Consider the following 17,801-nt stretch of genomic DNA (forward strand, 5'->3'; position numbering starts at 1 on the left):
CGCAGGCGTCCGACCAGACGCTCGGCGCTTCCGGCGAGTCCCGGCGGGACCGGGTGACCAGCAGGAGTGGCGGGGTGGGGGTGACGTACAAATACTTCGGCGCCCCGGACGGCGCGACCGCCGCCCGCGTGCCGATCTCGATGCGCCCCGAGGAGCTCGGCGGCGACGAGCTGGGCATGGGCGGCATGTTCACGAAGATCAAGCCGGAGACGATGGCCGCGATGGTCCTGACCGGCATCGAGGGCATACCCCTGCACAAGGTCCCCCCGCTCGAACTGGTCGTCCTCCACCCCGACTACGCCGTGGTGAAGCTCCCCATGACCGTCGTCGACCCGCTGCGCGGCGTCGGTGAGGAGTCGGTGGGCGCCGCGGCGTTCATCTGGTCCACCGTCCCGGACCGCGGTGGCCCGCGCGACGCCTTCAACGTGTACCAACTCCTCCACGAGTGGCAGGACTTCAGCCACCGCCTGCACGACGCGGGACATCAGGCGTACTGCCTGGTCTGGCCCTGACGCCCCCTCACTCCACCCTGAGGGCGGCGAGTTGCTGCTCGAAGGGCACGACCTCGAAGCCGCTCGCCGGGTCCACCGACGTGATGGCGCCGGTCAGCGAGCGGGGCGCGATCGCCGCGGCCGTGTCGGTGTCGGGCACCGCACCTGCGGTCACCGGCGCCTCCTCGCCGCCGGGCGCCATGAACCGTGCCAGCTCCGCGCCCGCACGGGTGATCCGCGCCGCGAGGCCCTCCTCGCCCCAGTCCTCCGACGCCGCGTACACGGCGGTCGGCAGGACCAGCGCCCGCAGATAGCTGAACAGCGGGCGCAGGGCGTGCTCGGTGACCAGCGAGTGACGCGCGGTGCCGCCGGTCGCGCCGATCAGCACCGGCTTCCCGGTCAGCGCGTCCTTGTCGAGCACGTCGAAGAACGACTTGAACAGTCCGCTGTACGACCCCGAGAACACCGGCGTGACGGCGATCAGCCCCTGCGCGCCGGCCACCGCGTCGAGCGCGGCGGCCAGCCGGGCGGGCGGGAACCCGGTGACGAGGTGCTGGGCGATCTCCGTGGCCAGGTCCCGCAGCTCGACGACCTCGACCTCGACGTCGACGCCGGTGCCGGCGTGGTGTGTCGTGGCGGCCGTGAGCCGGTCGGCGAGCAGCCGGGTGGAGGACGGCTGACTCAGCCCCGCGGATACGACGACGAGCTTCATGCGCTGACCTCCTGCTGAGCCTGCTGGGCCTTACGGGCGGCGTGGGTGGGGGCGTCCGGGACGCCGGCCGGGCGGTTCTTCGCGAACTCCTCGCGCAGCACGGGGACGACCTCCTCGCCGAGGATGTCGAGCTGCTCAAGGACGGTCTTCAGGGGCAGCCCGGCGTGGTCCATCAGGAACAGCTGCCGCTGGTAGTCGCCCACGGTGTCGCGGAAGGACAGCGTCCGCTCGATCACCTGCTGCGGGGAGCCCACGGTGAGCGGGGTCTGCGCGGTGAACTCCTCCAGGGAGGGCCCGTGACCGTAGACGGGCGCGTTGTCGAAGTAGGGCCGGAACTCCCGTACCGCGTCCTGCGAGTTCTTGCGCATGAACACCTGCCCGCCGAGCCCGACGATCGCCTGCTCCGGCGTGCCGTGCCCGTAGTGCGCGTACCGCGACCGGTACAGCTCGACCATCTTCGCGGTGTGTTCGGCGGGCCAGAAGATGTTGTTGTGGAAGAAGCCGTCGCCGTAGTACGCGGCCTGCTCGGCGATCTCCGGGGACCGGATCGAGCCGTGCCAGACGAAGGGCGCGACGCCGTCCAGCGGCCGGGGCGTCGAGGTGAACGACTGCAGCGGCGTACGGAACTTGCCCTCCCAGGTGACGACATCCTCGTCCCAGAGGCGGCGCAGGAGCGCGTAGTTCTCGATGGCGAGGTTGATGCCCTGGCGGATGTCCTTGCCGAACCACGGATAGACGGGCCCGGTGTTGCCGCGCCCCATCATCACGTCCACGCGCCCGTCCGCGAGGTGCTGGAGCATCGCGAAGTCCTCGGCGATCTTCACCGGGTCGTTGGTGGTGATGAGGGTGGTGGAGGTGGAGAGGACGAGCCGCTCGGTGCGGGCGGCGATGTAGCCGAGCATCGTGGTCGGGGACGACGGCACGAAGGGCGGGTTGTGGTGCTCGCCGGTCGCGAAGACGTCGAGGCCGACCTCCTCGGCCTTGAGGGCGATGGCGACCATGGCCTTGATCCGCTCGGCCTCGGTCGGCGTGCGGCCGGTGGTCGGGTCGGTGGTCACGTCGCCGACGCTGAAGATCCCGAACTGCATGGCTTGCTCACTCTCCGCGGGTCCGCATTTTGTTTACGGTTCAACTATACCCACAGAACGGGGGCGTCCGCTCACCTATTCCTTGGTGTCAGACCCGCCGCCTACGGTGGGGAGATGGAGCGATCACAGGCAGCGGCCCAGGCATCGGCCCAGGCACCGGCGATACGACTCGAACCCTGGTCCGACGAGGGCGGCCTCGCGCTGCTCCTGCGGCTCAACACCCCGGAGATGACGGAACACCTGGGCGGCCCCGAGACCCCCGAAAAGGTCGCGGACCGCCACCGCCGCTACCTCCGGCTCGACGGCAAGGGCGAGATGTTCCGCATCACCCTGGACGGCGTGGACGGCGTGGACGGCGTGGACGGCGAGGTCGCGGGCTCGATCGGGTACTGGGAGACGACCTGGCAGGGCGAGCCGGTCTGGGAGACCGGCTGGGGCGTCCTGCCCGAGTTCCAGGGCATGGGCATCGCCGCGGGCGCGGCGCGGCTGGTGACCGGGAAGGCGAGGGCGGCGGGCCGCCACGCCCACCTGCACGCGTTCCCCGCGACGGACCACGGCGCGTCGAACGCGGTATGCCGCAAGGCGGGCTTCACGCTGCGCGGCGAGTCGCGGGTGGAGTACCCGAAGGGGAACTGGCACGCGTGCAATGACTGGCGGTTCGCCTTGGGCGGGGACTGAGGTAGCCCACGGAAGGGCGGGCCCCTGCTGCGCCCGGGGGCCCCTCTTCGGGGGTGCCCCGCTCCCCGGGGCTACGCGTGCCACCCTGTCGACCATGCTCATCGCCCGTTCCGCCGCCCTGTTCGTTCTCGCCGCGCTGTTCGAGATCGGCGGTGCGTGGCTCGTCTGGCAGGGGGTGCGCGAGCACAGGGGCTGGGCGTGGATCGGCGCGGGGGTCATCGCCCTCGGCGTCTACGGCTTCGTCGCCACGCTCCAGCCCGACGCCGAGTTCGGCCGCATCCTCGCCGCGTACGGCGGGGTCTTCGTCGCAGGCTCGATCGCCTGGGGGATGGTGGCCGACGGCTACCGGCCCGACCGGTGGGACGTGACCGGGGCGCTGATCTGCCTCGCGGGCATGGCCGTGATCATGTACGCACCACGATCACGCTGACGTACCGGCGCACGCACCGCGTAGGCGCTGCGCGCACCGCGGGGTCCCCGCACGTACGCCACCGTGCGGGCACTGCGCACACGCCGCGGGGGCCTCCGCACACACCGTGTGGGCACCGCACGCATGCACCGTGTGGGCACCGCACGCATGCACCGCGGGGTCGCCGCACGCATGCACTGCGGGGTCCCCGCCCGCACGCACCGCGGGGTCCCCGAGCCCGCACCGCATGAGCACCCCGTCCACGCACCGCCGGACCACCGCCCGGCCACTGCGTCCCGCGCCCCCACACCGTCGCACCCCCACACCCCGCAACCCCCCGGAACCGAACGCATATCCTGGCGAGGACCGACCCCGCCGTACGCCGTACGCCCTGCGCCGTACGCGGCACCCGTACCCCCGCCCGAGGAGCGCCCATGACCGCCGCCGCCAACCGCATCGCGATCATCACCGGCGCGAGCAGCGGGATCGGTGCCGCCACCGCCCGCGGCCTGGCCGCCGCCGGATACCGCGTCGTCCTCACCGCGCGCCGCAAGGACCGCATCGAGGCGCTCGCCGCCGAGCTGAACGACGCCGGGCACGACGCGATGGCGTACGCGCTCGACGTCACCGACCGCGCGGCCGTGGACGAGTTCGCCACCGCCTTCCGCAAGATCGCGGTCCTCGTGAACAACGCGGGCGGCGCGCTGGGCGCGGACCCCGTCGCGAGCAGCGACCCGGCCGACTGGCGCCAGATGTACGAGACGAACGTCATCGGCACGCTGAACGTCACCCAGGCCCTCCTCCCCGCCCTCACCGCGAGCGGCGACGGCACGGTGGTGGTCCTCTCCTCGACCGCCGGGCACGGCACGTACGAGGGAGGCGGCGGTTACGTCGCGGCGAAGCACGCCGAGCACGTCCTCGCCGAGACCCTCCGTCTGGAGATCGTCGGCACCCCGGTCCGCGTCATCGAGGTCGCCCCCGGCATGGTCAAGACGGACGAGTTCGCGCTGACCCGCTTCGGCGGCGACGCCGAGAAGGCCGCGAAGGTCTACGCGGGCGTCGCCGAGCCGCTCACCGCGGACGACGTGGCGGACACGATCACCTGGGCGGTGACCCGCCCGCCGCACGTCAACATCGACCTCCTGGTGGTCCGCCCGCGCGCCCAGGCCTCGAACACCAAGGTCCACAGGGAGTCCTGACGATGCGGCTCCCCGGCGACGACCCCGGCAGACCCGCGTACTCGGCGGACTCCCCCGACCCGCTCGAACGCCTCACCCACGAACACGAGGCCCGCAGTCTCGCCGAAGAGAAGAAGAACGAACGCCTGGTCTGGTGGTACCTGGCGTACTTCCTCTTCGGCATCCACATCGTCGCGTTCATCATGATCTACGCCGTCACCCACGCGAAGTAGGCGTCCCGCCTTAGGCGCCCACTGACGAGAGTCACCCACATCGGTGAACGCGACGTATCGCCACGCGAGTTGATGTTCGTCCTGCCTAGGCTCGGCACGACAACATCACATGCGACGGCCCCCGGCCGGGCTGCAACCCCGAGCCGAGGGCCTGACCACACAGGAAGGCCTAGAGCTTCCTCATGGCTGAACACGAGCCTAGCGCTCCGCAGTTCATGGACCTTCGCGTGCCCGAGTACGCGTACATGTTCGGCTTCTTGCAGGCCGATGGGCACCTTCATCAAGGAGCCGGCCAAAAGGGCAGGCTGACCGTCGAGATCAGCGTGCGGGACATCGAGATCCTGCGCGAGTTCCAGAGGCTGACCCCGTACAACAGCACCATCAGCGAGCGCACCCGGTCGACGAACTTCGCCGAGAGCCACACCTCGGCCACCTGGACCCTGTGCTCCCTCGAAGCCAGAACCAAGCTCAACGAACTCGGCCTGCCCTACGGTCGCAAGTCGAAGAGGATCACGCCTCCGCGTGTCGAGTTCTCTCGGCGGGACTATCTACGGGGCGTCGTCGACGCGGACGGCTCCCTCGGCTACACGGCGCAGGGATTCCCGTTCGTCTCCCTGACCACGGCCAGCACGGCCGTTGGCGTCTACCTATGCCGTCATGTGCGCCAACTCTCTGGGGTCGAGCGTCTGATCAAGCGGAACACGCGGGACGGCATCTACAACATCAACTACGAGAAGGAGCCGGCCCAGCGCCTGGCGCAAGACCTTTACTACCCCGGCTGCCTCTCTCTGGAGCGCAAGCAGTTGAAAGCCGAGGCGATCGCGGCATGGACCCGCCCAGCGGATATGAGAGCAGCACACACACGACGCCGCTGGAAGGAGTGGGAGGACGAAATCCTTCTCCTGGCCTGCGACGATGCCGCTGCGGCCAAGGAGCTCGGGCGGACCGAGAAGAGCTGCCACCTGCGTCTATGGCGGCTTCGCACCGGACAGGTCCCCGCACGGGAAGAAAGGTGAGCGACTGATCCAGTGCGGCCCGGGGCTACACCAGCCCGGGCCGCCCGACCGTTCAGCCCTTCACACAGACGACCTGCTTCAGCTTCGCCACGACCTGGACGAGGTCCCGCTGCTGGTCGATGACCTGCTCGATCGGCTTGTACGCGCCCGGGATCTCGTCCACGACGCCCGAGTCCTTGCGGCACTCGACGCCCCGCGTCTGCTCCTCCAGGTCCTTCGTCGAGAAGCGGCGCTTGGCCGCGCCCCGGCTCATGCGCCGGCCGGCGCCGTGCGAGGCCGAGTTGAAGGACGCCTCGTTGCCGAGGCCCTTCACGATGTACGAGCCGGTGCCCATCGAGCCCGGGATGATCCCGTAGTCACCGCTGCCGGCGCGGATCGCGCCCTTCCGGGTGACAAGGAGGTCCATGCCGTCGTAGCGCTCTTCGCTGACGTAGTTGTGGTGGCAGGAGATCTCCTGCTCGAACATCGGCTTGGCCTTCTTGAACTCCTTGCGGATCACGTCCTTGAAGAGCGCCATCATGATCGCGCGGTTGTACTTCGCGTACTCCTGGGCCCAGAACAGGTCGTTGCGGTACGCCGCCATCTGCGGGGTGTCCGCGACAAAGACCGCGAGGTCGCGATCGACCAGGCCCTGGTTGTGCGGGAGCTGCTGGGCCACGCCTATGTGGTGGTCGGCGAGCTCCTTGCCGATGTTCCGGGAGCCGGAGTGCAGCATGAGCCAAACTGAATCGGACATATCTATGCAAACTTCCGCAAAATGATTCCCGGATCCAAGCGTTCCCATTTGCTTGACCGCCCGCTCCTCACGGAACTTCACCGCCTCGGCGACTCCCTCGAACCGCCCCCAGAACTCCTCCCACCCAGCCGTGGCCATGCCATGGAAGCCCCCCGGCCCGACGGGGTCGTCGTGCATGGCGCGCCCCACCGGAATCGCCTCCTCGATCTTCGAGCGCAGGCGGGACAGGTCGCCCGGCAGGTCATTGGCGGTCAGCGACGTCCTGACGGCGCTCATCCCGCAGCCGATGTCGACGCCGACCGCCGCCGGACAGACCGCGCCCTGCATGGCGATGACCGAGCCGACCGTCGCGCCCTTGCCGAAGTGGACGTCCGGCATGACGGCCAGGCCCTTGATCCACGGCAGCGTCGCCACGTTCTGGAGCTGGCGCATCGCCGAGTCCTCGACCGTGGCCGGGTCCGTCCACATCCGGATCGGTACCTTCGCACCGGGAACCTCTACGTACGACATATCGCCCTCATTCCCCCGTAAACAACATCAATCAACCGTAATCAGCTACAAGCCTTGAAGCGCAAATACCGGCGCCAAGGTCAACGAAAGGGGTGACGGACCGGCGGCCACGGCAGCGCGTGCGATACACATTGTGTCCACCGGCCGCCCACCAGCGGCAACCCAATAACCAGGCAGAGCCAGGCACAGCCAGGCGAGAGGAGCCATCACGGTGCAGCGGAAGGCCAAGGCCTGTGTACCCGGCGTCGCCGCACTCATCGCGGCGCTGCTGACCGGCTGCACCGCCGGCTCCGGCGGCGACGGGGGCGACGACTCCAAGCCGGGGGGCAGCGGCAGCTCGACCGCCGCCGCCCAGCCCGGCAAGTACCGCACGCTCCCCGAGCCCTGCGGCGAGGTGGACACCGACACCCTCGACGCGATGCTGCCCGGCATCGCGGAGATGGAGGACGTCGAGCAGCGCGAGAAGGCGTACGAGGGCACGCCGACGGGGACGTACGACACGGACCGGCGCGTGGGCTGCCGCTGGAAGGTCGAGTCGTCCGGCGCCTCCCACCACCTCATGATCGACTTCGAGCGCGTCGTCTCGTACGACGGCACGGTCAGCGACGACGCCCGCGCCGCCGAGGTCTACGCGACGAAGCTGCGCGAGGCGGGCCTCACCCGGCCCCCCGGCTCCTCCTCGGAGGACACCTCCCCCACGGCCGACGACTCCGAGCCGGGCGACAAGCCCCAGGGCGGGAAGAACGCCAGGCGCGACGACGACAAGGGCAAGAAGGACAAGAAGGACAAGGAGACGGAGAGCCCCGAAGCCGGGGCCGGGTCCTCGGAGTCCGCCACCCCGCCCCCCGGCCTGGAGCCCCGCACCCTCCCCGACCTCGGCGACGAGGCCTTCATCGACGACGCCCTCACCACCTCCGCCTCGGCCTCCCGTCACCGCACCGTGACTGTGGTGTTCCGCACGTCGAACGTCGTCGTGACCATCGAGTACGACGAGCAGCCCGGCCGCCGCACGGATGTCCCGGACAGCAAGGAAATGCAGGACAAGGCGCAGGAACTGGCCGACGGCCTCGCCGGGGAGTTCGACGAGTAGCGGGGTGCCGGAGCGGGTACCGGCGGGGCCCCCGCTCCCCGAAGCAGAGCCGTCCGTCGTCCCATGCGCGTACCGTGGCCCCTCGGACCCGACGACGTCACGAGACGAACTGGACGTCACGAGACGAACAGAGTGAAGGAACCATGCACCGACCTGCACAGCGAAAGCGACAGCTCCGCAGCCGCCTCCTCGTCTGCGCGGCCGCCGTACCGGCGATCCTCGTCGCCGGTTGCTCCTCCGACTCCGGCTCCGACTCCGGCTCCGACGGGGCCAAGAAGGACTCGGGCGCCAAGGCCTCGGCCTCGGCGAAGGCCGCCGACAAGGCCCCGAGCGTGGAGAAGGCCGCGTACGCGAAGCTCCCCGAGCCCTGCGAGGTCCTCTCGAAGAAGACACTCGACGAGCTGGTGCCGAAGGCCAAGGACAAGTCCGGCAAGGCGGGCACGTCCAGCGACACGGCGCTGCGCGGCAGCTGCTCCTGGGACAGCCTCGACAACAACGGCGTGGACGGCTCGCAGTTCCGCTGGCTGCGCGTCTCGCTGATGCGTTTCGAGTCGGACCCGTCGCTCGGCAGCGGCGCCAAGCGCGCGCAGGACAGCTACGCCAAGCAGGTCGCGGACGCCCAGGCGACGAAGGACGCGAAGGGCGTCAAGGCGGAGCCGGTGCAGGGCGTGGGCCAGCAGGCGACGCTCGTGCGGTACGACCTGAAGAAGGACAAGGACACCTTCAAGCAGCAGACGTTCGTGACGCGCGTGGAGAACGCGGTCATCACGATCGACTTCAACGGCGCGGGCCTCGCGGGCGACAAGTCGCCGGACGCCGGCAAGCTGGGGAAGGACGCGCAGAAGGCGGCCAAGGAGGCCGCGGAGGCGGTCGTGGCCGCCAACGAGGGCGGCGGCAAGGCGTCGTCCGGCGCGAGCGACAAGCCGAAGTCCGACGACAAGTCGGACGACTCGAAGACCGACTCGAAGGCCGACGACAGCAAGTCCGACGCCAAGCAGAAGGCCGGCAGCAGCAGCAAGTCCTGACGGACGTCCGCACGTCCGTCAACTCGCGCGCTGAGCAGGCACGTTGTGGAAGCCCGGCCCCTCGGGGGCCGGGCTTCCGGCGTACCGGCACGCGGCCTTCCGCACGCGTGTGCCAGGCTGTCGCTCGCAACAAGCCGACACAGGCCTTGAATCAGGGACTTGTACAGGGAGGGGTTCGCGGGTGGCCGCGATGCAGCTGACACGCACGCACCGGATACTCATCGGGGTGGTCGTCGCCGGAGCGGTCGTCATCGCCGGGATCGGTTTCGCCGGGTCGTACGCGGCCGTGCGCGAGCTCGCCGAGAAGAAGGGCTTCGGCGACTTCTCGGCGGTCTTCCCCATCGGCATCGACGCGGGCATCTGCGTACTGCTCGCGCTCGACCTCCTGCTGACCTGGCTCCGCATCCCCTTCCCGCTGCTGCGGCAGACGGCGTGGCTGCTCACGGCGGGCACGATCCTCTTCAACGCCGCGTCCAGCTGGGGCGATCCGCTCGGCGTCGCCATGCACGCGGTGATCCCGGTGCTGTTCGTGGTCGCCGTCGAGGCGGCGCGGCACGCGGTGGGCCGGATCGCGGACATCACCGCCGACAAGCACATGGAGGGCGTGCGCCTCACGCGCTGGCTGCTCTCCCCCGTGCCGACGTTCAAGCTGTGGCGCCGCATGAAGCTGTGGGAGCTGCGCTCCTACGAGCAGGTCATCAAGCTCGAACAGGAGCGTCTCGTCTATCAGGCGCGGCTGCAGGCCCGGTTCGGCCGTTCCTGGCGGCGCAAGGCGCCGGTCGAGTCGCTGATGCCGCTGCGTCTCGCGCGCTACGGCGTTCCCCTGGCGGAGACCGCGCCGGCCGGTCTCGCCGCGGCGGGCATCGAGCCGGTGCTGCTCCCGCCCGCCCCCGCGGTCTCGATGACGAAGCCGGCGGGCGAGCAGCACCAGCCGCCCCAGCCCCACCCCCAGCTGACCGCCGCGTCCGCCGCCGCCCCCGAGCCGGACGAGGACCCGGAGCCCGCGGAGCCGCCGCACCCGGAGGAGACGCTCCCGGTGGCCAACCACGCGAGCCCCTGGTTCGCGGCGCACAACGCGTCGTACGCGCCCGTCGCCCCGTACGACGAGTGGTACGCCGAGCAGGAGCGGCAACAGGCGACCGACGACGGGGTGGGCGTGGGCGTGGCGGACGGCACCGAGCACGGCCCGGAGTTCCCCGTCGAGCACGGCCCCGAGTTCCCCGTCCCGAACGGCGCCGGCGGCACCCGCCCGCTCGGTGACGGCACCCCGCAGCCGGCCCCCGCTCCCGCTCCCGCCCCCTCCGACGAGGACCTGTACCAGGTGTTCCGCCAGTCGATAGAGGGTGAGGGCATGCCGACTCCCGGCGCGTTCGCCGCGAACGCGGAGGCGGCGTTCGGCCTGCGCCTCCAGTCCCGCGAGCTGAACAACTACATGGACCGCTTCTCGGCCCGCCTGGAGAACGAGTTCGTGGAAGACCACATCGCGTAGCCCCGCACGGGTGATGCCCGCGGCGTCAGGCCCGGGCCCTGTGCCGCTGCTTCGACGTCTCGCCGTAAAGGGCGAGCCCCGCGCCCACCACGAAGAGCAGGACGTACAGGGGTGTGGGCACGTCCCACCACTTGTGCAGCATGCCCCAGGGACCGTCGCCGAACGTCCGTCCGGCGACGCCCAGGGCGCCCTGAATTCCCACGATCCATCCGACGATGGCGATGATCTCTCTCATACGTCCACGATCGGCCACGGATTCGCGGCACACGTCCTGCCTCCGGCCGAATCCGCGGTAGTCCGAAGGATGGATGCACCGCACACGGCGAAGGCCCCGTTCCGGCTGGAACGGGGCCTTCGCCGTGTCACTGAGGCCCTAGGCCGCCAGCAGCTTGCGCACGCGGTCCGCGCCGACCGCGAGGAGCAGCGTGGGCAGGCGCGGGCCGGTCTCGCGGGTGACGAGGAGGCGGTAGAGGAGCGCGAAGAACGAGCGCTGCGCCACCTTGATCTCCGGCGGGAGCTCCTTCGCCGTCGCGTCGGCGGAGAAGCCCGCCTGCACCTTCGGCACGCCGTACACGAGGTGCGTGAGGCCGTCCAGGGACCAGTGCGAGTCGAGGCCCTCCAGGAGGAGGCGCAGCGATTCGCGGCCCGCGTCGTCGAGTGAGGCGAGCAGCTCCGTGTCCGGCTCGGAGCGGACGATGGTGCGGGCCTCGGCCGGGACCTGGGTGGTGATCCAGTTCTCGGCGCGGTCCAGTCGCGGCCTGGTCTCGTCGAGGGACGTGATCGGGTCGGACGGGTCGAGGTCGCGCAGGATGCGCAGGGTCTGGTCCTCGGCGCCGGCGGTGATGTCGGCGACGGAGGCCAGTGTGCGGTAGGGCAGCGGGCGCGGGGTGCGCGGCAGCTCACCTGCGGCCGTGCGGACCGCCCGGGAGTGGGCGGCGGCGTCGGCGGGCAGCGCCGAGCCGTCGGCGACCTTCGCCTCCAGCTTGTCCCACTCGTCGTAGAGCCGCTGGATCTCCTGGTCGAAGGCGATCTTGAAGGACTGGTTCGGCCTGCGGCGCGCGTACAGCCAGCGCAGCAGCGGCGCCTCCATGATCTTCAGGGCGTCGGCCGGGGTGGGCACGCCGCCCTTGGACGACGACATCTTCGCCATGCCGGAGATGCCGACGAAGGCGTACATGGGGCCGATGGGCTGCACGCCGTCGAAGATCTGGCGGACGATCTGGCCGCCGACGACGAAGGACGAGCCGGGCGAGGAGTGGTCGACGCCGGACGGCTCGAAGACGACGCCCTCGTACGCCCAGCGCATGGGCCAGTCGACCTTCCAGACCAGCTTGCCGCGGTTGAACTCGCTGAGCAGGACGGTCTCGCCGAAGCCGCACGCCGTGCAGGTGTAGACGAGCTCGGTGGTCTCGTCGTCGTACGAGACGACGGTGGTGAGGTCCTTCTCGCACTGTCCGCAGTACGGCTTGTACGGGTAGTACCCGCCCGTGCCGCCGCTGCCGTCGTCCTCGCTCGCCGCGCCGGAGCCCTCGGCGGCCTCCAGCTCGGCCTCGTCGACGGGCTTCTGCTGCTGCTTGCCCTTGCCTGCCTTGGCGGGGTCCTTCTTCGTCCGGTACTGGTCGAGGATCGCGTCGATGTCGCCGCGGTGCTTCATCGCGTGCAGGATCTGCTCGCGGTAGGCGCCCGAGGTGTACTGCTCGGTCTGGCTGATCGGGTCGTACTCGACGCCGAGCTCGGTGAGCGCCTCGGCCATGGCGGCCTTGAAGTGCTCGGCCCAGTTCGGGTACGCGGAACCGGCGGGGGCCGGGACGGAGGTCAGCGGCTTGCCGATGTGCTCGGCCCAGGACTCGTCGATGCCGGGGACGCCGGCCGGGACCTTGCGGTACCGGTCGTAGTCGTCCCAGGAGATCAGGTGGCGGACCTGGTACCCGCGGCGGCGGATCTCGTCGGCGACCAGGTGCGGGGTCATGACCTCGCGGAGGTTGCCGAGGTGGATCGGTCCCGACGGGGAGAGGCCGGAGGCGACGACGACCACCGGCGCGGTGCCATCGTGTTTCGCGCCCGGGGCACGACGCTCCGACTCGGCGATGACCTCGTCCGCATAGCGGGAGACCCAGTCGGTGGTATCGGTGCTCTGAGCCACGATCGGCACGCCTTTCTTCTACGTGTTTCTTCTACGTGAGTACCGCTTGACGAAGCCATTCTCCCAGGTCGCCCCTCAACCGCGAAAACCGCTTTTCACCGCGTGGGATACTCGGTTTTCGTAGCTACAGCACACCCAGGCACCCGAGCAGAACGGCACCCATTCATGGCCTCGGTCACGTCCCTCACCGCCTCCGTCCACCAGCGCCTCGCGGACGCCCTCTCGGCTGCCCTGCCGGAAGCGGGCGCCGCGGACCCGCTGCTGCGACGCAGCGACCGGGCCGACTTCCAGGCCAACGGCATCCTGGCGCTCGCGAAGAAGGCCAAGGCGAACCCGCGTGAGCTGGCCACCCAGGTCGTCGAGCGGATCACCAACGGCGACCTGCTCGCCGACGTCGAGGTGTCGGGCCCGGGCTTCCTGAACGTCACGGTCACCGACAAGGCGATCGTCGAGACGCTCGCCGCCCGTGCCGCCGACGGCGACCGGCTCGGCGTGCCGCTGAACCCGCACGCGGGCACGACGGTCATCGACTACGCCCAGCCGAACGTGGCGAAGGAGATGCACGTCGGCCACCTGCGGTCCGCCGTCATCGGTGACGCCCTGCGGCACATGCTGGACTTCACCGGCGAGAAGACGATCGGCCGCCACCACATCGGCGACTGGGGCACCCAGTTCGGCATGCTCATCCAGTACCTGATCGAGAACCCCGACCAGCTGGCCCCGGCCGACGAGGTCGACGGCGAGCAGGCCATGTCGAACCTGAACCGGATCTACAAGGCGTCGCGCGCGGTCTTCGACGCGGACGAGGCGTTCAAGGAGCGGGCCCGCAAGCGGGTCGTCGCCCTGCAGTCCGGCGACAAGGAGACCCTCGACCTGTGGCAGCGGTTCGTCGACGAGTCGAAGGTCTACTTCTACTCGGTCTTCGAGAAGCTGGACATGGAGGTCCGCGACGAGGAGATCGTCGGCGAGTCCGCGTACAACGACATGATGGCCGAGACGGCGCGGCTCCTGGAGGAGTCGGGCGTCGCGGTCCGCTCGGAGGGCGCGCTCGTCGTCTTCTTCGACGACATCAAGGGCAAGGACGACCAGCCGGTCCCGCTGATCGTGCAGAAGGCGGACGGCGGCTTCGGTTACGCGGCCTCCGACCTCTCCGCGATCCGCAACCGTGTCGTCGACCTGCACGCGACGACGCTGCTGTACGTGGTGGACGTGCGCCAGTCACTGCACTTCAAGATGGTCTTCGAGGCGGCCCGCCGGATGGGCTGGCTGAACGACGACGTCACGGCCCACAACATGGGCTACGGCACGGTGCTCGGCGCGGACGGCAAGCCGTTCAAGACGCGTGAGGGCGAGACGGTGCGGCTGGAGGACCTGCTCGACGAGGCGGTCGAGCGCGCGACCGCGGTCGTCCGCGAGAAGGCGGAGAAGATCGGCCTGACCGAGGAGGAGATCGTCGAGAACGGCCGGTACGTGGGCATCGGTGCCGTGAAGTACGCAGACCTGTCGACGTCGGCGAACCGTGATTACAAGTTCGACCTCGATCAGATGGTCTCCCTGAACGGCGACACGTCGGTCTACCTCCAGTACGCGTACGCGCGCATCAAGTCGATCCTGCGCAGGGCGGGCGACAGCGCGCGCCCCGCCGCGCACCCGGAGCTCGAACTCGCCCCGGCCGAGCGTGCGTTGGGCCTGCACCTGGACGCGTTCGGCGACACGGTCGCGGAGGCCGCCGCGGAGTACGCGCCGCACAAGCTGGCCGCGTACCTCTACCAGCTGGCGTCGCTGTACACGACGTTCTACGACAAGTGCCCGGTCCTCAAGGCGGACTCCCCGGCGCAGGTCGAGAACCGCCTGTTCCTGTGCGACATCACGGCGCGGACGCTGCACCAGGGCATGGCACTCCTCGGCATCAGGACGCCCGAGCGCCTCTGACGCCCGGGCGGGCCTGACGGGGGCGGGGTCAGGCGTAGTAGTGGATGGTGCCGGCGGCGGTCTGCGCGGGGGCGGCGACCGCGGTCGGGCCGACGGCCACCGCGAGGCCGACCAGGGAGCACCCCAACTACGCGTGCTGTCGCGGCAGTTCGCCTACATTTCGCCGAGCCCCGGACCGAGCCCCCGCCCGAGCCCCCGCCCGAGCCTCCGCAGCCCCTCCGCGATCTCCTCCTCCGTCTGCGTCACGAAGCACATCCGCAGGGTCGTCCGGTCCGGTTCCCCGGCGAAGAACGGGGCGCCCGGCACGTACGCCACGTCGTGGGTGATGACGGTCCGCAGCAGCTCCGTCGTGTCGTATCCGTCGGGCAGCTTCGCCCACACGAACATGCCGCCCTCCGGCCGGATCCACCGGGACCCGGCCGGCAGCGCGTCGGCGAGGCCCGCGAGCATCGCGTCCCGGCGGTCGCGGTAGACGCCCGCGACGCGGGCGACGTGCGCGTCCAGGTCCCGGTCGGCCAGGTAACGCGCCGCGGCGAGCTGGTTGACGGTGGGCGTGTGCAGGTCGGCGGCCTGCTTGGCGACGGCGCAGGCGCGCAGCAGCGCGGCGGGCGCCCGCAGCCAGCCGAGCCGCAGGCCGGGCGCCATGACCTTGGAGAAGCTGGAGAGGAGGACGGTGCGGTCGGCGGCGCCCGGATACGTGGCGATCCACGGCGCGCGCTCGCCCTCGAAGCGCAACTCGCCGTATGGATCGTCCTCGACGATCCACAGCCCGCGCCGCTCGGCGACCAGGGCGATCGCCGCGCGGCGGTCGGCGGGCAGGGTGCGGCCGGTCGGGTTCTGGAAGGTGGGGACGGTGTAGAGCAGCTTGGGGCGGTGCAGGGCGACGAGTCCGTCGAGGGCGGCGGGGTCGATGCCGGACTCGTCGCAGGGCACCGGCACGACGCGCGCGCCCGCGAAGGCGAAGGCCTGAAGTGCCGCCAGGTAGCAGGGGTTCTCGACGAGGACGGTGTCGCCGGGCTCGATGAGCGCGATGGCGAGGAGCGAGAGCGCCTGCTGCGATCCGGTGGTGACGAGCACGTCGTCGGCGCCGGTCGGCAGCCCGCGTACGGTCGTGCGCGCGGCTATGGCGGTACGCAGCGCGGGCTCGCCCTCGGTCGTCGCGTACTGCAGCGCCCGCTCGGGGGTTTCCTCGAGGACCGCGCGGAAGGCGGCCGCGATGCCTTCGCCGTCGAAGAGGCCGGGGGCGGGCAGCCCGCCCGCGAAGTTGATGACTTCGGGCCGCGCGGTGACCGCGAGGATGTCCCGTACCGGCGAGCCGCCGACCGCTGTGGCGCGCGCGGCGAGCGGCGGGGTGGGGGCGGCTGCGGTACGGGCGGGCTCGGTGACGGTCACGGCGGCGGCTCCTTCGGCACTGGCGGCTCTCGTGCAGAGCGATGTGCCCGCACCCTAGACACGTAGGTGCGGGCTACACACGCCATTCCGGGATGCGGACGCCGGCGTACCGGGCTCCGCGGGCGTACCGGAACTCAGCCGTCCTGCAGCTGCCTCTGCCACTTGGATGCGCCGGGCGGCCAGCCGTAGGTGGGGCGCCCCTTGCTGCCGCTGGTGCGGAACGGCTTGCCCTGGTCGTCGACGCGCAGCGCGTCGTGCCGCCTGCCGCTGGACCACTCCAGCTCCAGGTACCAACGCACGTCGTGCAGATCGGTGTTGGCCATGATGTAGAAGACCTCGGGGTCGCTCTCGCTGACCTTGTACGGGAAGTCGCGCTGGCCCGCCACGGGCTTGGCGTCCGGTGCCGCGGCATCGAGGTCGACGGAGAAGGACTTGGTGTTCACGGTGCCGCCGCAGCCGGTCGCCATCTGGAAGTTGTTCCAGGCGAGCGGCGCGCTGGTGCTCTGCACGCGGACGTTCATGTCTTGGAGGACGACGGTGTCCTTGCTCATGCCCTGCACGGTGACCTCGATGAACTGGTAACCGGCCGGGACGGCGCCGAGGTCGCCGACCCAGCTGGGCGCGTCCTGCGCGGCCGGCTGCTGGGGCACCTCGGCGGCCTTGCGGTTCACCAGGAAGCTCTGCAGGCAGGGGTCGTCGTAGGCGTACGGTCTGGTGCGCACCGTGAGCGGCACGCCGGGGTCGTCCTGCGCGCCGCCGGACGTAGGGCCCTTGCCGTCGCGACGCGGGGCGTCGGGGGCCGGCGCCCCCTTTTTGGCGGGCGCCTCGGAGGGCTCGCCCTTCTTGCCGTTCTTGCTGTCGGCCTTGCCCTTCTCACCGTCCTTGTTCTCGGCGTTCTCGGCGTTCTCGCCGTTCTCGGCCTTGCCGGGCGAGGTGTCCGTGGGGACGCCGGGGCCGGGTGAAGTGGCGGTCCCGGCCTGCCGCTTGTGGCCGTCGCCGTCTCCGTCGCCGCTCATGGCGAGAGCGATGGAGCCGAGGCCGACGACGGCGGCGACGGCGGCCGCGAGCACGACGGTCCGCCGCCTGCGCGTCGGCGGCCGCTTCGAGACAACCACGACTTGGTCCGACTCCGGCACGGACTCAGGCGTAGGCGTAGGCGCCGACGGCGGCGGCTGTGGCGGCTGCGGCTGCTCCGCCTTCTTCCCCCGCGCCGCGTCCGCGAGGATCCACCGCCGGTGGACCTCGACGAGCTCTTCGGGCGTCGCCTTGCAGAGACGGGCGAGCCGCTCCACGGGAGCGAACTCCGTCGGCACGGCATCGCCGTTGCAGTAACGGTGCAACGTCGACGTACTCATGTGAAGCCGTCTCGCCAGCACGCCGTAGCTGAGCCCGGACCGCTCCTTGAGCTCCCGCAGCAACTCCGCGAGAGACGCCATCTCCGCCCTCCACCATTCCATTCAGACGTTCCAGGGGGAGGTCGTTCCCTCCTGACCAGAGCCGGTACGAACGTTCCAGCGTCCCCACAGACGACGACCAAGCACAGCACGGTTCCGCAGCCCGCCACCAACCGGCGCACCGGAGACGGAGCACGGCAGTCCGCCCCGGAACGGTGAGACCCAGGTCACACCCATACCTGTCACATCTCACCCGTGCCCGTCCGTCGTAGCTGTGTAGCACCC

General features: G+C 70.5%; 17 protein-coding genes. 10 read left to right on the top strand and 7 right to left on the bottom strand.

Annotation, left to right across the window (positions count from 1 at the left end):
- Window positions 1–74: 74 nt before the first annotated feature.
- The gene (locus ACI2L3_RS17780) at window positions 75–512 is read left to right on the top strand and encodes a hypothetical protein (RefSeq protein ID WP_030565229.1); all 438 of its coding nucleotides are present in this window, start codon (window positions 75–77) and stop codon (window positions 510–512) included.
- A gap of 7 nt (window positions 513–519) precedes the next feature.
- Here ACI2L3_RS17780 and ACI2L3_RS17785 read toward each other — a convergent pair whose 3' ends face one another.
- Together ACI2L3_RS17785 and ACI2L3_RS17790 are read right to left on the bottom strand one after the other, a co-directional pair.
- A complete protein-coding gene (locus ACI2L3_RS17785; RefSeq protein WP_404753263.1) occupies window positions 520–1,203 on the bottom strand; it encodes a CE1759 family FMN reductase in 684 nt (227 codons plus the stop codon).
- Window positions 1,200–2,291, bottom strand: coding sequence for an LLM class flavin-dependent oxidoreductase (locus ACI2L3_RS17790; RefSeq protein ID WP_404753264.1), 1,092 nt, complete (start codon window positions 2,289–2,291; stop codon window positions 1,200–1,202). Before ACI2L3_RS17790 ends, ACI2L3_RS17785 begins: the two co-directional genes overlap by 4 nt.
- A gap of 114 nt (window positions 2,292–2,405) precedes the next feature.
- Here ACI2L3_RS17790 and ACI2L3_RS17795 point away from each other — a divergent pair, with 114 nt between their 5' ends.
- The 5 genes from ACI2L3_RS17795 (at window position 2,406) to ACI2L3_RS17815 (ending at window position 5,805) form a co-directional block, all read left to right on the top strand.
- Window positions 2,406–2,969: a GNAT family N-acetyltransferase gene (locus ACI2L3_RS17795; RefSeq protein ID WP_404753265.1), complete on the top strand. Its 564-nt coding sequence runs from the start codon at window positions 2,406–2,408 to the stop codon at window positions 2,967–2,969.
- 94 nt (window positions 2,970–3,063) lie between these two features.
- Complete coding sequence (locus ACI2L3_RS17800) at window positions 3,064–3,399, top strand: YnfA family protein (RefSeq protein WP_404753266.1); 336 nt, start codon at window positions 3,064–3,066, stop codon at window positions 3,397–3,399.
- 413 nt (window positions 3,400–3,812) lie between these two features.
- Window positions 3,813–4,577 carry an SDR family NAD(P)-dependent oxidoreductase gene (locus ACI2L3_RS17805; protein ID WP_404753267.1) on the top strand — a complete coding sequence of 255 codons (765 nt, stop codon included), beginning with the start codon at window positions 3,813–3,815 and terminating at the stop codon, window positions 4,575–4,577.
- 2 nt (window positions 4,578–4,579) lie between these two features.
- Window positions 4,580–4,789 carry a hypothetical protein gene (locus ACI2L3_RS17810; protein ID WP_404753268.1) on the top strand — a complete coding sequence of 70 codons (210 nt, stop codon included), beginning with the start codon at window positions 4,580–4,582 and terminating at the stop codon, window positions 4,787–4,789.
- 182 nt (window positions 4,790–4,971) lie between these two features.
- Complete coding sequence (locus ACI2L3_RS17815; protein WP_404753269.1) at window positions 4,972–5,805, top strand: hypothetical protein; 834 nt, start codon at window positions 4,972–4,974, stop codon at window positions 5,803–5,805.
- Between the two features lie 52 nt (window positions 5,806–5,857).
- Here the strand turns inward: ACI2L3_RS17815 and ACI2L3_RS17820 are convergent, their stop codons facing one another.
- Window positions 5,858–7,051 (bottom strand): RtcB family protein, encoded by a 1,194-nt coding sequence (locus ACI2L3_RS17820; RefSeq protein ID WP_404753270.1) that lies wholly within the window; start codon window positions 7,049–7,051, stop codon window positions 5,858–5,860.
- A 211-nt stretch (window positions 7,052–7,262) separates the two neighbouring features.
- Between ACI2L3_RS17820 and ACI2L3_RS17825 the strand changes: the two genes are divergently transcribed.
- The 3 genes from ACI2L3_RS17825 to ACI2L3_RS17835 all read left to right on the top strand — a co-directional run bounded on the left by ACI2L3_RS17825 (window position 7,263) and on the right by ACI2L3_RS17835 (window position 10,655).
- Window positions 7,263–8,141 carry a DUF3558 domain-containing protein gene (locus tag ACI2L3_RS17825; protein WP_404753271.1) on the top strand — a complete coding sequence of 293 codons (879 nt, stop codon included), beginning with the start codon at window positions 7,263–7,265 and terminating at the stop codon, window positions 8,139–8,141.
- 143 nt (window positions 8,142–8,284) lie between these two features.
- Window positions 8,285–9,166 (top strand): DUF3558 family protein, encoded by an 882-nt coding sequence (locus tag ACI2L3_RS17830; protein ID WP_404753272.1) that lies wholly within the window; start codon window positions 8,285–8,287, stop codon window positions 9,164–9,166.
- Between the two features lie 190 nt (window positions 9,167–9,356).
- Window positions 9,357–10,655 carry a DUF2637 domain-containing protein gene (locus ACI2L3_RS17835; protein ID WP_404753273.1) on the top strand — a complete coding sequence of 433 codons (1,299 nt, stop codon included), beginning with the start codon at window positions 9,357–9,359 and terminating at the stop codon, window positions 10,653–10,655.
- Window positions 10,656–10,680: 25 nt separating this feature from the next.
- On the opposite strand, the gene ACI2L3_RS17840 is transcribed toward ACI2L3_RS17835, so the two are convergent.
- Both ACI2L3_RS17840 and lysS read right to left on the bottom strand, forming a co-directional pair.
- Window positions 10,681–10,890 carry a hypothetical protein gene (locus ACI2L3_RS17840; RefSeq protein WP_404753274.1) on the bottom strand — a complete coding sequence of 70 codons (210 nt, stop codon included), beginning with the start codon at window positions 10,888–10,890 and terminating at the stop codon, window positions 10,681–10,683.
- 138 nt (window positions 10,891–11,028) lie between these two features.
- Window positions 11,029–12,807 (bottom strand): lysine--tRNA ligase, encoded by a 1,779-nt coding sequence (lysS, locus tag ACI2L3_RS17845; protein ID WP_404753275.1) that lies wholly within the window; start codon window positions 12,805–12,807, stop codon window positions 11,029–11,031.
- A gap of 156 nt (window positions 12,808–12,963) precedes the next feature.
- On the opposite strand from lysS, the gene argS reads away from it, so the two are divergent.
- The gene (gene argS / locus ACI2L3_RS17850) at window positions 12,964–14,730 is read left to right on the top strand and encodes an arginine--tRNA ligase (protein WP_404753276.1); all 1,767 of its coding nucleotides are present in this window, start codon (window positions 12,964–12,966) and stop codon (window positions 14,728–14,730) included.
- 153 nt (window positions 14,731–14,883) lie between these two features.
- Here argS and ACI2L3_RS17855 read toward each other — a convergent pair whose 3' ends face one another.
- Both ACI2L3_RS17855 and ACI2L3_RS17860 read right to left on the bottom strand, forming a co-directional pair.
- The gene (locus tag ACI2L3_RS17855) at window positions 14,884–16,122 is read right to left on the bottom strand and encodes a PLP-dependent aminotransferase family protein (RefSeq protein ID WP_404753277.1); all 1,239 of its coding nucleotides are present in this window, start codon (window positions 16,120–16,122) and stop codon (window positions 14,884–14,886) included.
- 134 nt (window positions 16,123–16,256) lie between these two features.
- The gene (locus ACI2L3_RS17860) at window positions 16,257–17,558 is read right to left on the bottom strand and encodes a helix-turn-helix domain-containing protein (RefSeq protein WP_404753278.1); all 1,302 of its coding nucleotides are present in this window, start codon (window positions 17,556–17,558) and stop codon (window positions 16,257–16,259) included.
- Between the last annotated feature and the right edge of the window lie 243 nt (window positions 17,559–17,801).

It is taken from the genome of Streptomyces sp. NPDC029674 (genome assembly GCF_044903205.1).
In the GTDB taxonomy this organism is placed as follows: domain Bacteria; phylum Actinomycetota; class Actinomycetes; order Streptomycetales; family Streptomycetaceae; genus Streptomyces.

Bases quoted from the DNA above. Each gene is read 5' to 3' on its own strand.
- ACI2L3_RS17785 (WP_404753263.1), bottom strand. From the start codon at position 1,203: ATGAAGCTCGTCGTCGTATCCGCGGGGCTGAGTCAGCCGTCCTCCACC.
- ACI2L3_RS17790 (WP_404753264.1), bottom strand. From the start codon at position 2,291: ATGCAGTTCGGGATCTTCAGCGTCGGCGACGTGACCACCGACCCGACC.
- ACI2L3_RS17795 (WP_404753265.1), top strand. From the start codon at position 2,406: ATGGAGCGATCACAGGCAGCGGCCCAGGCATCGGCCCAGGCACCGGCG.
- ACI2L3_RS17800 (WP_404753266.1), top strand. From the start codon at position 3,064: ATGCTCATCGCCCGTTCCGCCGCCCTGTTCGTTCTCGCCGCGCTGTTC.
- ACI2L3_RS17805 (WP_404753267.1), top strand. From the start codon at position 3,813: ATGACCGCCGCCGCCAACCGCATCGCGATCATCACCGGCGCGAGCAGC.
- ACI2L3_RS17810 (WP_404753268.1), top strand. From the start codon at position 4,580: ATGCGGCTCCCCGGCGACGACCCCGGCAGACCCGCGTACTCGGCGGAC.
- ACI2L3_RS17815 (WP_404753269.1), top strand. From the start codon at position 4,972: ATGGCTGAACACGAGCCTAGCGCTCCGCAGTTCATGGACCTTCGCGTG.
- ACI2L3_RS17820 (WP_404753270.1), bottom strand. From the start codon at position 7,051: ATGTCGTACGTAGAGGTTCCCGGTGCGAAGGTACCGATCCGGATGTGG.
- ACI2L3_RS17830 (WP_404753272.1), top strand. From the start codon at position 8,285: ATGCACCGACCTGCACAGCGAAAGCGACAGCTCCGCAGCCGCCTCCTC.
- ACI2L3_RS17835 (WP_404753273.1), top strand. From the start codon at position 9,357: ATGCAGCTGACACGCACGCACCGGATACTCATCGGGGTGGTCGTCGCC.
- ACI2L3_RS17840 (WP_404753274.1), bottom strand. From the start codon at position 10,890: ATGAGAGAGATCATCGCCATCGTCGGATGGATCGTGGGAATTCAGGGC.
- argS (WP_404753276.1), top strand. From the start codon at position 12,964: ATGGCCTCGGTCACGTCCCTCACCGCCTCCGTCCACCAGCGCCTCGCG.
- ACI2L3_RS17860 (WP_404753278.1), bottom strand. From the start codon at position 17,558: ATGGCGTCTCTCGCGGAGTTGCTGCGGGAGCTCAAGGAGCGGTCCGGG.